The organism is Mesorhizobium sp. URHB0026 (assembly GCF_054059755.1).
In genome coordinates this window covers 2,508,145-2,522,352 of record NZ_JBSSCN010000001.1, presented here as the reverse complement: position 1 = coordinate 2,522,352, position 14,208 = coordinate 2,508,145, and the positions used below count along the sequence as shown (strand labels likewise).

Sequence of the window (14,208 nt, the reverse complement as noted above, 5' to 3'; positions counted from 1 at the left end):
CCGATCAACTCACTTTCCAGCTACGGTCCGAGTTGTTCTTGCTGCCGACTGGATCCTGATTCAGACATTTTGCAACCTCGACGAACAGGCCAGCCAAAAGATTTCGGTCGGTCTTGACGTTGCCGAGATCGGAAAACATTTTTTCCATCAGCATCTGAATGCCTTCATTCTTTTGCTTGATTTCCTCACGCAGCAAATGATCGTTTCGATTTATCCGGTCGGCAATTTCGCGCTCAAGCTCGTTCAATTGATCAGACAATGCGCGCACCTGCTTTTCAAGCGCCTGATTTTGTTCGCGAAGATTTCGGTCAATCTCCTTGTCGGCGTCGGCTCGCGCGTCTTTTTCGTTCCGCAACTGCGCCGCAAGCGAGTCGATCTGCTTTTTCGCATTTGACTCGTACATTTCAAGATTGCGCTTGGCCTCGGATTCGACATCCTTGAAGCGCTGCAAGACCCGTTCTTCAAGCTTGGAAAAGCGGCGGTCATAGTCTTGCATCTGGTTCCCGAACAGCAGATCACGAATCTTGTCGACACCTACAGCGTCGCCGGGGGTCCCGCTCTCGCGCGCCTGACCCGCCATGAATGCGAGCCCGTTTGCGTCCGCATTACTTGTCAGATTTCCGTCCGCTTTATTTGCCGGAGAAGCGGTACTCGAAGATTCCTTGGCCATCCCTATACCCTTCATTTAAACAGCGTGCTAATTTAGCGACTATTAAAGATGTCAGCAAAATACCCGGCTCGCAAGCCGGAATTCGCCTAAGCCGGTCACGCGTAAATTTGACATGCGGCTCGAGCTCGACAATCTGCCCCGTGAACAGACCCTTTTGTGCCATCGTGCGCGTAGATTGGCGGCGCCATGATCAGCAACCGCGGCGCGCTCGCACGGCCGCGGTTCCGATTAGTTCGATCAGGATCAGCTTGCCCTCGCGTCTTCGCCCGCGATCATCTTTTTTGGTGAGGCCGCAGATCTAAGGTGTCGGGCATGTGCGCTTGCCATTCAAGCCTGTCTCGAAGTCTTTTTTCTTGCCCTAATCGGCCCCGATCTTGACAGGGCAGTGCAGCCATCCGATGCCGTTATCCGGTTTTGACATTCGGTGACTCTCCGAAGAAGACGAAAGCTCGATGATATAGTTATGGTCGACGATGGGCTCGAATGGATCGGGGTTGATCGCGACGGCTTGCGCCGACAAAGATCAACGCATTTGTTCTACCTGAACGAACCAGGCGCGGGTGAGACACGTGGCGCATAATCCATTGGTTTCGATCGTAGTTCCTGCGCACAACGCGGAGGTAACGCTGACGCGCGCACTCGATTGCCTTGTCGATCAGGAAACCGCGGATTGGGAGGCGATCATCGTCGACGACGCCTCCACGGACCGCACCCCCGCGATCATCGCGGCTTATGTGGAACAAGATGCCCGATTTCGGACCTTGAATTCTTGCGCGAATAGCCCCGCCGGCGCACGTAACAACGGGATTTCGGCGGCGCGCGGCCACTGGCTGATGTTCCTGGATGCCGATGACTGGCTGGATGCCAGCTTCCTTACAAAAATGCTGGCTGCACTGAAAGCCGCTCCCGATGCAGTGGCTTGCTATTGCGGCGCGCGGCGCGTGATGCCCGATGGCGCGCTGACCCCGGCGAGCATTGCCCCCGAGATCGCAACCCAGCCCTTCGAAACATTCGCCCGCCGGTGTGCCATCGCCACTCACGCGCTGCTGGTCGATCGGGCGACAGTCGTCGAGTTGGGCAGTTTTGATGCGTCGCTTTGCACCTGCGAGGGCTGGGATCTGTGGCAGCGCGTCGCACGTCTCGGCAAAAACTGGGTGATGGTCGACGAGCCGCTCGCCTTTTATCAGGCCAGCCCCAACGCGCTTACCCGCAATTCGAAGCAGATGCTGGCAGACGCGGAAATCGTTATCGCCCGCGGCTTTTCCACCGACCCCAGGGTCAAGCACCCAGCGCCGGCGCATGCCAATGGGGCGATCTCGGCGGACGACCGCACCGCTTCCGAAGCACTGGCGTGGTTCGCTTTGTGGAACGCTGCGTCGGATTGCGGCAGCGGCGGCAGCTGGATCAACCCGCAATCCCTGCTCGCGCTCCCGGCAGGACGTAAGTGGGCGCGCGAGATCGCCAAGGTGGCCTTCGATGGCCTGATGGTAGGAAGCCTATCGGTGCCAGCGCATTTGGCTGCCCGGTGGGACAGGTTTGGCGGCGCCCTCACCGAGTTGATCGTCGAACTCGGCAAGATCTGGGGCGATCCGGTCGCGGGTCGTCGCGTCCAGTATCATCTCGAGCAAATGCTGCTCGATGCCGACGATCTTGCCGCTCCTCGCAGGCTGGCGCGGACACTCGGAATTCGTGTCGACGCTCAAAATCCGACCTGGACCGAGCTTCCGGAAGGAGTCGATCAAATCTATGCACACCTGATAATGGACGGCCAGATCGAGGCTGTCGTGCAGTTCGGCGTACTCGGGAAAGTAACAAGGCGCCATTGGATTGAACTGATCCCGAATTTCAAACCACAAAGGGACGGTGCTGATACGTCAAACACGCTTGCAGCCGAGGCACTGTCGCCCACAGCGGAACGCCAGCCTGATCCAGACAGCCACTTCGGCAGACTCGCGCAATTGGTCTCGGAAGCGCGGGAAATGGTTCGGTCGAGCGCCCAAGCCACGCAGCCGCTTCCAGCGCCGCGCCGTGCACCGGCCTCGGATGGCCACGACAAGGATCGTACGTCGTTCTGGAACCGGTATTTCGCGACAGAGGATCCCTGGAACTACAGCTCGCCCTACGAGCAGGAAAAATATGAGCGGCAGCTCGAAATTCTGCCCGCCGGTCCCATAGGACGGGCGCTTGAACTGGCCTGTGCGGAAGGCCATTTCACGCGACAACTGGCGCCCCGAGTGGGCCATTTGACCGCCACCGACATTTCCGCCGTAGCCATCGAACGGGCGCGCGCGCGCTGCTCGGACCAGCCGAATGTCGAGTTCGGCGTACTGGATTTTTTTGCGGACACGCTGCCCAGCGAGATGGATCTGATCGTCTGTTCGGAAGTGCTCTACTACCTAGATGATCTCGCCGGCTTGCGGCGCATCGCCAAAAAATTCGTTGAGGCACTGGCGCCTGGCGGCAGTTTCATCAACGCACACGCATTCGTGCTACGCGACAATATTGAAAAGACGGGCTTCGACTGGAACACATTCGGCGCACAAACGATCTCGCAAACCTTCGCAGAGACCGAAGGTCTCGTCCTTGCGCAATCGATCCAGACCGAACTCTATCGCATAGACCGCTTCCGCCGCCTGTCGCCGGACCACGTGGCGACGGAGCCGGTGATTGATCATGTGCCGGTCCGCGCACCCATCGGCATCGGGGTCGCGCGAAACATTGTCTGGGGCGGGGCACGGGTCTTGCGCCGCGCCGTCGCTCGTAGCGAGCGGCGGCAACGTATCCCTGTCCTCATGTATCACAGCGTCGCCGATGAAGGTCCGGCCGCGCTCGCCCGTTTCCGGCTCACGCCCGCCGCTTTCGCGAGCCAGATGGCATGGTTGCGCGCAAATGGCTTTCACGCGGTCATGTCCGAGCAACTGGAATGGTCCATCGCCAACCGTGAGCCTTTCGCCGGCCGCCCGGTGCTCATCACTTTCGATGATGGCTTCCAGAACTTTGCCGACCATGCCTGGCCGATCTTGCGTGCGCACGACTTGACCGCCGAAGTGTTCCTGGTGACGGACTTGGTGGGTGAAAGTGCAAAATGGGACGCCGTCAGCGGTCCGCCGACGCGGCTTATGGACGCCGGAACGGTGCGACGTCTCGCCGCCGAAGGTGCGTTCTTCGGAAGCCATCTGGCGACGCACCGCGCCATCGATGGTCTGTCGAGCTCTGATTTGGCCGCCGAGCTCCTGCGCTCTCGTATGTTCGTCGAACGGTGGACCGGCCGGCCAACCACGGCCTTCGCGGCACCCTTCTCTGTCACCGACCGACGGCTCGGCAGGCTGGCCAAGGAGTGCGGCTACCGGATCGGCTTCGGCGGCAGACACGGACCGGCGGACCTTAATAGCGACCCCATCGACCTTCCGCGCATCGAGATTCGCGGGGATCGCTCGCTCGACCACTTTGTTGCTACCATCGAGGCCCTGTTCGTTTGAACGATAAACAATGTCAGCATCTCCCAAGCGCTCTATTCCGCGCCAGGCGTGAGCGACCCCTTGCCGGGCCACGCATTGTCGCTTTCGATGCGCCTCTTCGAGGTGTAGAGGTCGATGCGGCTGTCTATCGCGTTATGCGGGGATAGACGCACACGGTGATGCTTTTGGCTGCCCTGATGTGTATAGCCTGTGTGAGGGTCCCAGATTTCCATCACATGGCCTCGGCCGGCGATGCGCAACGCGGCATACGCGCGTTCTGCTCTACCGGAAGCCCCGTAACGCCCAGCGTCTTTGAATTGCGGATCACATGACTGATTTGCGTGACCACACCCTACGCAATTGTCTAGCTTGAACGGTGGACTCTTGTACCACAACATCGGCTCCTTCAACCTAGGAGCAATGGCGGGCATGGATGTCGTTGCTTGCCGATTTGACCGGAAGGTTAACAGCACGATGCGTCTCATCATTCGACGATTGGGAACCAGGAACCTGGCGCGCCCGACACAACCTCTCCGACACCTTGGCGCGATGTTCGTCCTGGTTGCCAGGCAGCTCATCTTTGGAATCGCCCTCTTGTTGGCTGGTCCAGCGCAGGCGCAGGCGCCGGCGACCGTCCCGCCTGAAAGGGTCAAACAGCTACTCGAACTGCTCGACGATGCGTCAGTGAAGGCCTGGATGGCCGAACAGCGAAATCAGGACGCCGGGTCAACGAGAGCGCCTGCCGGGGCAGGAGCTTCTCCGGCCGACGCATCGTCCGGCGCCGCCGCCGCATCAGGCCAGATGAATACGATGGCATCCTCGACGCTCGATATGATCAGGGATCATATCGGAAGAATCGTGCGAACTTTGCCCCTGCTGCCGGGTCAGTTCGCGCGCGTTCGGGCAGAGACCATGGAGGATATGTCAAGCAAGGGATCTGCCGGGGTACTCTTGCTGATTGCGATGTTCATCGCTGCCGGCCTGGCGCTTACTTGGGCGACGTACAAGTTGAGCCGTCCATTTCGTCTCTGGATTATCGCGCAACCGAAGGATACGCCCGTTGGGCGGGCCAAGAAGATTGGTGGCCGCACGCTTTACTCCAGCATGCTGATCGTCTCGTTCGCACTGGGCAGCGCCGGCGCGTTCATGCTGTTCGACTGGCCAATGCTTATCCGCGAGATTGTACTGACATTCTTGATGGCGGCAGTCGTTACATGGGGGGTGCGCATGTACGTCATGGCCATGCTCGTCCCTTCCTTCATGCACGTCGAGAATGCCGTCGAGGTTCGTGCTTTGCCGATCACCAATGAAGCGGCTGACCATTGGTCTTATTGGCTACCCCGGATCGTAGGCGTCTTCGCCTTCTTCGGCGCCGCGTTCATCCTCTTGCCAGGTCTCGGCATCGATCAGGACGGCATGATGGTCCTGTCGCTGGGCGCTGATTTCGTGCTGCTGTTGCTCTTGCTGGTGGCCATTTGGCGTCGGCCAAGAACGCGGCGAGACGGTGCGCGCGACAGCGGTCACGCGGAAGCGACATGGCTATTGACGGCTTATTTCCTCGTCCTGTTCCTGCAGCGCATCGCGGGCCTTTATGTATACTTCTGGTTTACCTTCGCCGCACTCTTCCTGCCTTTGGCAATCGTGACGACGCAGCGCGGGGTTAACTTCGTCCTGCGACCAGGTTCGGTAGATCTTGGCCGGCCTACGATCCCGGCGGTGGCGATCGCTGTCATCGATCGCGGAATCCGAATGATTTTCATCCTGGCGGCGGCTTACTTTCTCGCGCGTGTCTGGGGTCTGGACATGCAATCCATGCGCGGCAGCGATACGACGACGACCTTCATATTGCGCGGCCTGATCAATGTCGTCGTCATTGCCCTCGCAGCCGATTTCGGCTGGTCGATCATCAAAGCCTTGATCGAACGAAAGCTGGGCATCGAAACGCCACACCCTGTGATCAGCGACGAAGAGGTCCCGATGCTAGATCCGCAGCAGGCGCGGCTGCACACGCTGTTGCCGATCCTCCAGAACATCCTGCTCGCATCGATCATCGTTATGGCAGCGCTTATGATGCTAGCCTCGCTGGGTATCCAAATCGGCCCACTGATCGCTGGCGCCGGCGTTGTCGGCGTCGCGGTGGGCTTTGGCGCACAAACCATCGTCAAGGACATCATTTCGGGCGTGTTTTTTCTGCTCGACGACGCGTTTCGTGTCGGCGAATATATTTCCTCCGGCAATTACAAGGGTACCGTGGAGAGCTTTTCGCTGCGTTCGGTGAAGCTGCGGCACCATCGGGGTCCGCTGTTCACCATACCTTTCGGTGAACTCGGGGCCGTCCAGAACCAGAGCCGTGACTGGGTTATCGACAAATTCAACATCACCGTCGGCTATGACACCGATATCGAATTCGCTCGCAAGCTGATCAAGCGGATCGGCCTCGAATTGGCGGAAGATCCCGAGTTCAAGCACTGGGTGCTCGACCCGATCAAGATGCAGGGCGTACAGGAGTTTGGCGAATACGGCATTGTATTGAGGGTCAAGGCCACAACCAGGCCGGGAGGCGCCTTTGGTATGAAACGCAAATTCTACGTACGCCTCCGCCAAGTCTTCAAGGAGCAGGGCATCGAACTCCCATTCCCGACCGTCCAGGTCCAGGGGCTACAGACTCCACATGGGGCAGGGAATGCGCCGTTGGACATCACACCCGCGTTGAAAATGGCCGTCGCGCAATCGCACACCATTCGTCGCAGAAAAAAAGCCAGCACGACGGAATAGGAAAGAGCGGCGTCACCGGACCGACGTCGGGGATCGCCACTAAGCGACAGGGTTCGTGCGCGCCTCGTGCAACCGGCAATCCTGTCTCCACAGCGCCGCCGGCGCCGACGCCATGGCGTCCACGAGTTCGGTGGAAGGAGCGCCGTGACCTGGCCGAGACATCGCGGCGAGGTTTGCAGGTGGTTGCTTATATCGCATCCCATCAATGGATTGAGACGCGCCAAAACTTGTGATCACCGGATCGTCTTGGCAGTGCGGAGGGAGCTAGGTTACTACCTCATAGCGCGGCACGGAAATCCGATAAGGGTCGATCCGGAAGAATGGGCAAATCGATGGGGCGACGCCAGCGCTCTGCGCAAAACGGCTATTGAGGCTGGATTCTCCAAGCCCTTTTGCTAGCGAAACAGGATGAGCAACCGATTGCCGCCCGCATGGGCAAAGCACCTCCGGACCCCACCCTCGCCGAACGCGGCATCACCGAAGGCTGCGTCATCCAACGCGCAGTCCAAGGCTGGCCCCACCGCAGCCACGCCGACGACTTGCTTTTACGGCAGGCGCTCGAGTTGCAGCAGGCCGGATGTCTGTCCGAGGCTGAGGAACTGTGCCACAGGGTCCTGGCTCGCACGCCCAACCATCCGCTGGCCCTGTATATCCTGGGAACGCTCGGGCTCGATTTCGATAACGAAAAGTCACTGCGGTATTTCGCTCGGGCGCTGGCAGAGGATCCGCAGAATCCTTACTACCATCTTAGCCTCGGCGAGACCTATTTGAAGGTCAGCGAATTTACGCCGGCGATCAAGCACTTTCAGTACGCCCTGGACTTGAAGCCGGATCTGGTGGAAGCGCTTTGCGCCTTGGGCGATGCCTACAATGCGTTTGACAAGGGGGAGATGGCGCTGCCGCTCTTCGAGAAGGCGCTCAGGATCGACCGAGATCATCCCGTAGCCCGGATGGGGTTGCCCCGCGCGCTCGCAAGCCTCGGCCGTATGGACGAAGCCGCGGTTCATCTGAAAGAGGCAATAGAACGGCGCATCGCGGTACCGGCTGCCCACAATGCGCTTGTACGCACGCGCAAATTCGCTGAAGAGCCGCCAGAACTCGGGGCAATCCTGACGGAGCTTCAAGACCCGGGCCATGGGCCGGAGGGAGCGGCAGCGCTCCATCACGCCGCAGGAAAGGTTCTCAACGACCTCCGCCGCTATAGGAGGCGATGGATCACTTTAAGAAGGCGAATGAAGCCGGGGCCATACATTCGATCTGCAATCTTGCCGCCGCTGGGTCGACGGCATGATCGCAACCTTCACGCCGGAACTGGTGGCTTCAAGAGCCGCGTACGGCAATCCCTCGGAGGCGCCTGTATTCGTCGTGGGCATGCCTCGTTCGGGCACGACATTGACCGAGCAGATCTGTGCCAGTCACCCCAATGTTCATGGCGCCGGCGAGCTCAGCAAACTTAGGCGAACAGCCAATGGACTCGGTGTCGCAGACCGCTCCAGCGTGAACTTCGGCCAATCCATCGCGACGATTACTCCCGATCTGACCAGGACTTTGGCCGAAGAGCACCTTGCTTATCTGCGCGAGCGGGCTCCCGACTCGCTGCGAATTGTCGACAAGATGCCTCACAATTTCGAGCTGATTGGCCTGGTTGGCCTTCTTTTCCCCAAAGCGCGTATCATTCATTGTCGTCGCGACGTTATCGACAATTGCGTCTCCTGTTTCGTCCTGCAGTTCAATAAAGCCCACAGCTACAGTGCCGATCTTGAGACGCTGGGGCTTTACTACAGGGAGTATGATCGCTTGATGCGGCATTGCGACAAGGTTTTCCCGGGTCGTATTTTCGAAAGTCGCTACGAGATGTTGATCGAAAATCAGGAGGAGCAGTCGCGCCGGCTCATGGATTATCTCGGATTGCCGTGGGACGATGCCTGCCTGCGCTCTTTTGACAAAGGCGGCTCGGTAAACACCTACAGCAATTGGCAGGTCCGCCAGCCGATCTATTCGTCGTCCGTCAAGCGTTGGAAGAATTACGAAAGCGAGATTTAGCCGTTGATCGAAGCGTTGGGCGAGCTTGCTGAGATTTGACCGGTAGTGCCTGATGCTGGGCGCAGCTTAGGTTGCACCCAATCCCGCCGGCGTACGCTTTCCGCCGATAGACCAGTCTGACAGGCTTTCCTCAGGCTTAACGCCGCGTTCCGTCCCCTGTCCTGCCGGCGTATCCTGGCCACAAAGCCTCCCGCCGTTTCGCGCGTCGCTTGCCAAGCAGTTCTTGCTTCCTTCTTTCCTTTCGCTGCGAGGATTTTCTTCCCCTGTCTGCAAGCGTGGCAGCAGGCGGGCGGCCATGCCATCGGCTGTCCGAAGAAGTTCCATGCAGACGGCATGAAAAAACCCGGCGGTTGCCCGCCGGGTTTTCGATTTCAATAAGGCAGCGCCTGTTAGAACGAGCGCTGGAAGCGAAGCATGCCGCCGATTGCGTCGTCATCGCCAGCAGAAATACCGGTCCAGTTCGACACGGAGTCGTCGCCGAGATGCGAGTAGTCGACTTCGGCCGTGATCGTGAAGCCGGGAACGATGTCATAGGCAACGTTCGCGGCGATGCCGATGTTCTTGCCTTCGTCATACGACGCCTGGAGGTTGAACGAGGTCTTTTCGTTGAACTTGTAGGTGCCGCCGCCCCAGACTGCCCAATTGCCGCTCCACGGCTTGTAGAAGCCGCGACCGCCAGCCGGGTACGCCCAGGTGCCGTCCGTCAGGTTGTCGTCGGAGCCGTAGCCGCCCATGATGAAGAGCGACAGTTCATTGGTGGCGTTCACGTCCAAGCGAACCTTGCCGGAGACTTCTTCATAGTTGCTGTCGTAAGCGATGACGCCAGTGACGGCGCCCCAGCCCTGCGTCCACTTCACACCACCGACGACATGCGGAACGTAGCTGTCGATCGTGTCGAAGCCCGAGCCTTCTTCGAGAGAGACGACGGCCGAGAAGCCGTTGCCAGCGTCGAAGTAGTACTGCACCACGTTGGTGTCGAAACCGCCATAGGGAACCAACGTATCCTGGATGACGTTGCCGGCGTAGCCGATGAACGTATCGAACGCCGATTCGTCCTTACCAACGCGGAGACCACCGAGCTGGATCCAGGCGAAGTTCAGTGAGACGGTGCCATTGTCAGCCGGATTGAGGGAGCCGACCGCAGGGAGCGGACCCGCGCCATCGGGATCTACGAGTATTGCGCCCGCATCACGGTTGTTGTTCTGGAAGTTGAAGCGGGTCTCGGTATAGGTCTTCAAGGTGCCGAGTTCGGTTTCCTGGCCGGTCCAGGTCTTCAGCGAGAAACGGGCATGCTTGTAGAAGGTGTCGTTGCTGCCGCCGTCCTCGTGATCGGCGCTTGTCGCACCGTCGAACGAACCGACGTCGCCGACGCCGATGTCGTAACGGATATAGCCGCCGATGCGCAGGCAGGTTTCGGTGCCGGGGATGTAGAAGTAGCCAGCGCCGTAGACGTCGCAGATCTTGACGTATTCAGCGGGTTCCGGCTCGGCGACGACGACGGCGTCGGCGGCGCGCGCACCGGAAACTGCGATCAGGGCCGCAGCGGAGCCGAGAAGAAGGCTCTTGATGTTCATTTTCTGACCTCCAGTCAAAAGTTAAAAAACGGGTCTGGGTATTCTTTGCTGAAGGACAGCGTTCCCTGCCCCATCCCCACTACCGAAAAAGATGCGCACCGCGCCGCTCCTTCAAATTCGACATTACCCATGAGCCGGCGGCGTTCAACAACGATCGTACCGGCGAAAGGACAGTTCGGCTGCTATCCCCGACCTGTGTTGCAGAAACGTCACGATTTGGCCTCACTTGGAAAGCTCTCGTTAACCATTGCGCCAGCCGCGACCGCCGGTCTCCGGCCTAATCCGGCGATCGGCCGACGGAATCATGGCAAGGCCTGGGTCATCTGCCAAGGAATTGCCGCGGATCCGCCGCATCCCTCCTCCTGACGAACACCTTGGTACGGTCAAGCCGTCGGTGCCGCGCCGTGCCGCTCACGCGCGGTCTTGCGGATGATTTCCGCGATTTCCGGGCTGCTGCTGCATAGCATCTGGAAATCCGCCGCGTGCAGCGACAGGAGTGAGACCGCCGTCACGGCGCTGACGGTCGCCGTACGCGGTTCGCCGCTCATCAGCGCCATCTCGCCGAAGAAGGCGCCAGGGCCAAGCTCCACGGGGTTCGACATCACGACGCTCACCCGCCCCTCCACAACAAAGAACATCCGGTCCCCGGTCTCGCCCCTGCGGCAGATCACGGCGCCGGCCGGCAAACTGCGAGGCCTCAACGCGCGCACGATCTCGACCAGCGCGGCCGGGCCGAGCTTCTGAAACAACGGCACGGCGGCGACCAATTGCCAGTTGCGGACGAAGTCCTCGCGACGGATTTCTTGATAGAAGCCGGAGGCAAGAATGCCGGCCCAGAGCGCGAAGACGCCGATGCCGCACATCATGACCGCCCCAGCAAGGACGCGGCCGGCGAAACTTTGCGGAATGGCGTCGCCATAACCGGTGGTGGACAGCGTGACCACCGCCCACCACATTGCCTGGGGGATGCTGCCGAACTTTTCAGGTTGGATGTCGCGCTCGATGACATACGCCGCGAGCGCGACACCGAACAGAACGACGCCGAAAAGCGTGGTGACGCCGATCAGGTTGCGCGCTTCGTTGGCCAGCACCCTGCCCAGTACCGGGAAGAAAGTCGAGTCGCGCAGCGGTTTGAGCAGCCAGACGGCACAGTAGAGGCTCCGGTCGGGCGTGCCTTCGAGCAGAAATGCAGCGAGTGGAACCAAAACCGCGAGCATATCAATGGCGATTGCCGGCGTCCTGTCCCGAAGGTCTCCCGCCCAGCGCTTGAGCAGCGTCTCGGCCATCTGCAGGAGATAAGCGCCCCAAATGACCGCCAGCACGGCAGTCAGTGCCAGCCTGCTTCTACCGGACATATCCGGCATGGTGAGCGCGGCCACAGCCAGCAGCCCAGGCGCAGCCAGCACCGCGTTCAGCGGAGCGTAAATTCTCAGGAAAGGCAGTACCGACATTCCATGCCCACGAGCGGATGCTATTCCTCCAGGATAGGATGCCTTCAATGCAAGCGCAAAGGTGCTTACCTTTCGCTGCGATGTTCATAAGCTGAAACTCAAATGCCGACAGGCCACAACAGAGAATGACCTGTCCGGGCATTTGCAATAGGCTCAAACTGTTCCAGGGAGCGCGGCCGACGAGTTCAAGGCCATGGAGAGCCTCGGCCTCATAGAATGCCGGCATGACGGCGGCAATGGTGAGGCTGCCGGCGACACCTAGGAAGAAACGCTCAATCCGCCTGGTTTCACGAGCGTGCGGTTCTCCTCGGCCCGTTCCCCACCACCAAAACGTGTGCGGCACGCCAGGCTGCAGGAAGATCGAGCGGCCCGGCCGGCTGGTTATTATACCGTCGAGCCAAAACTCATGCTGGCCTTCCGGCACTTGCAGGGCCGCCTCGTACTCATTCTGATAAACGTGGATAGGGTGCCATCGGTTGCTTCCACGCGGCCCTCCAACATTTCCAACTGGTCGGCTGTATCGGCGCTGGTGAGCGCGATCCGGAATTTGGCACCCACCCAGGAGACTCTCGCCTAAGGGCGTAAACTGACGATTGCCATGTCCATGGCTGGTGCCTTTGGTTCGGCTTGGCATAAGTTCTTGCAGACCAAAGTACGGTGCGGGCCGGCGACTGGATTGGCCTCTGCCACAGCCCGGCGGTCAGGTCCGCAATTGCCGGCTGGGCCACATTACTCGAGAGGCGCTGTTCGTAGGCGGCGGCAATGGCATGGTTCCGACGTTGCGTGCGCCCAAGTCGCTGGAGCCGGTGATGTCACCGCTGGCTAACTCGAAGACGCCCTGTCGAGGTCTTGCGGCTTGGATCCCAGCCGCTCCGAACCGACTTGACGTGTCCAAAGCGATACGATCCATGAGATCCGATTCTCTTGCGGTCGTCCCGCCCAGTCCAGAATGAGCCGGCCTACCTTGACTTTGTGGTCCAATGACTGAGTACCCACGGCTTAAATACAGCATGCAAGCCGTTCGCAACGCAGGCGACCGGCTGGCAAAACCTATGCAGTTCGGACAAGACACCACTGCCGGCCAGTACGTGGACACGCTGCGAATCTTCTCAATCACCAATAGCTGGCGCGACTCGCACTTTCTGCCGATGCGGAGCGTTCGGTTCTCTGTCGGCCACCACATGAAAGCCCTGCGATTGAAGGGCGACATGGCATCGCGTCCGAAGCGTATGGCCTCCATTTGTCGGAAGCTTCGAGAGTCCACCACCAATTTGGACACCATGAACGACATCGGCGGCTGCCGAGCGATCATGCCCGACATCAAAAGTGTTCGCTTGCTTCTCGCATCGATGCGAGACAAGTTCCCCCATGAAATCCGCTCTCGGGAATTCAACTATATCGATGAGCCGAAGCCGGACGGCTATCGAAGTCACCATATTGTTCTGCAGTACCGACCCAGAACTGCCGAGACCGAGGCTTTCGAGGGACGACGCATCGAATTGCAAGTTCGGACCACACTTCAGCACTCATGGGCAACTGCAGTTGAGGCCGTCGGGCTTTTCCGGCGCCAGGATTTAAAGCACGGAAACGGCGAGCAGGATTGGCTACGCCTTTTCCAACTCATGTCGGCGGAATTAGCACAGGTTGAGCAGTGTCCCATTCATGTCGGTGTTCCGGAACACGATGACCGAGTGCGGGAATTGCGGGATATCAACAGTCGTATAGGTGCGACAAGTGTACTGGAAGACATACCGAATCTTACTCTCCACTCAAAGAACGTCGCACAGTCAGCGGGGAATTTTCGGCACCTTTTGGTGGAATATAGCGCGGATCGGAACGTTGCCATCCAGCCATTCCGAACTCTTATGTTGGGTGCGCGGAAGTTGGAAGACATAGAGAAAAAAATCGCGCTACGGGGGGTTGATTCGACGGCTGTCTTGGTTGAGGTGGACAAGGTCGAAAGGCTTGTCGAGATATACCCAAATTACTTCGGCGATGTTTCATTGTTCGCTCGTATTCTGAAATCCATCTGCTCGGGAAAGGCGGCCGTCGAATACAAAGCATCCCGCACCGGATGGTAGCTCCAAAGCCCTAGGAAACGCCCGACAATGGTTTGGCTAGGCGTCGTTTCCGTTTGAAGTAGCCGGACCATTGGCCTTCCTCGACAGAATTCGACGTATAACCCATTTGAAATCCTTACCGCTTTCATCAGCCTCTCGCTCACGGAAGGCCTCCTG

General features: G+C 59.4%; 8 protein-coding genes and 1 pseudogene. 5 read left to right on the top strand and 4 right to left on the bottom strand.

Features of this window, described 5'->3' with window-relative positions:
• Window positions 1-4: 4 nt before the first annotated feature.
• Complete coding sequence (locus ACVWWD_RS12530) at window positions 5-670, bottom strand: coiled-coil domain-containing protein (RefSeq protein ID WP_031240461.1); 666 nt, start codon at window positions 668-670, stop codon at window positions 5-7.
• A gap of 569 nt (window positions 671-1,239) precedes the next feature.
• On the opposite strand from ACVWWD_RS12530, the gene ACVWWD_RS12525 reads away from it, so the two are divergent.
• From ACVWWD_RS12525 to ACVWWD_RS12510, 4 genes and pseudogenes are all read left to right on the top strand, one after another.
• On the top strand, window positions 1,240-4,149 hold the full coding sequence (locus ACVWWD_RS12525; protein WP_457103087.1) for a glycosyltransferase: 2,910 nt from the start codon (window positions 1,240-1,242) through the stop codon (window positions 4,147-4,149).
• Window positions 4,150-4,512: 363 nt separating this feature from the next.
• Window positions 4,513-6,903: a mechanosensitive ion channel family protein gene (locus ACVWWD_RS12520; RefSeq protein WP_352547265.1), complete on the top strand. Its 2,391-nt coding sequence runs from the start codon at window positions 4,513-4,515 to the stop codon at window positions 6,901-6,903.
• Window positions 6,904-7,334: 431 nt separating this feature from the next.
• A pseudogene (locus ACVWWD_RS12515) lies at window positions 7,335-7,871 on the top strand (tetratricopeptide repeat protein); the annotation flags it as partial.
• Window positions 7,872-8,190: 319 nt separating this feature from the next.
• On the top strand, window positions 8,191-8,946 hold the full coding sequence (locus ACVWWD_RS12510; protein WP_352547264.1) for a sulfotransferase family protein: 756 nt from the start codon (window positions 8,191-8,193) through the stop codon (window positions 8,944-8,946).
• A 389-nt stretch (window positions 8,947-9,335) separates the two neighbouring features.
• Here ACVWWD_RS12510 and ACVWWD_RS12505 read toward each other — a convergent pair whose 3' ends face one another.
• The 3 genes from ACVWWD_RS12505 to ACVWWD_RS12495 form a co-directional block, all read right to left on the bottom strand.
• Window positions 9,336-10,520, bottom strand: coding sequence for a porin (locus ACVWWD_RS12505; RefSeq protein WP_457103086.1), 1,185 nt, complete (start codon window positions 10,518-10,520; stop codon window positions 9,336-9,338).
• Between the two features lie 383 nt (window positions 10,521-10,903).
• Window positions 10,904-11,971, bottom strand: coding sequence for a cyclic nucleotide-gated potassium channel (locus tag ACVWWD_RS12500; protein ID WP_023770968.1), 1,068 nt, complete (start codon window positions 11,969-11,971; stop codon window positions 10,904-10,906).
• The gene (locus ACVWWD_RS12495; protein WP_352547298.1) at window positions 11,865-12,395 is read right to left on the bottom strand and encodes a hypothetical protein; all 531 of its coding nucleotides are present in this window, start codon (window positions 12,393-12,395) and stop codon (window positions 11,865-11,867) included. The genes ACVWWD_RS12500 and ACVWWD_RS12495 overlap by 107 nt, the downstream gene beginning before the upstream one ends.
• Window positions 12,396-12,951: 556 nt before the next feature.
• Between ACVWWD_RS12495 and ACVWWD_RS12490 the strand changes: the two genes are divergently transcribed.
• The gene (locus ACVWWD_RS12490; protein WP_352547261.1) at window positions 12,952-14,052 is read left to right on the top strand and encodes a RelA/SpoT domain-containing protein; all 1,101 of its coding nucleotides are present in this window, start codon (window positions 12,952-12,954) and stop codon (window positions 14,050-14,052) included.
• The last annotated feature ends 156 nt before the right edge of the window (window positions 14,053-14,208 follow it).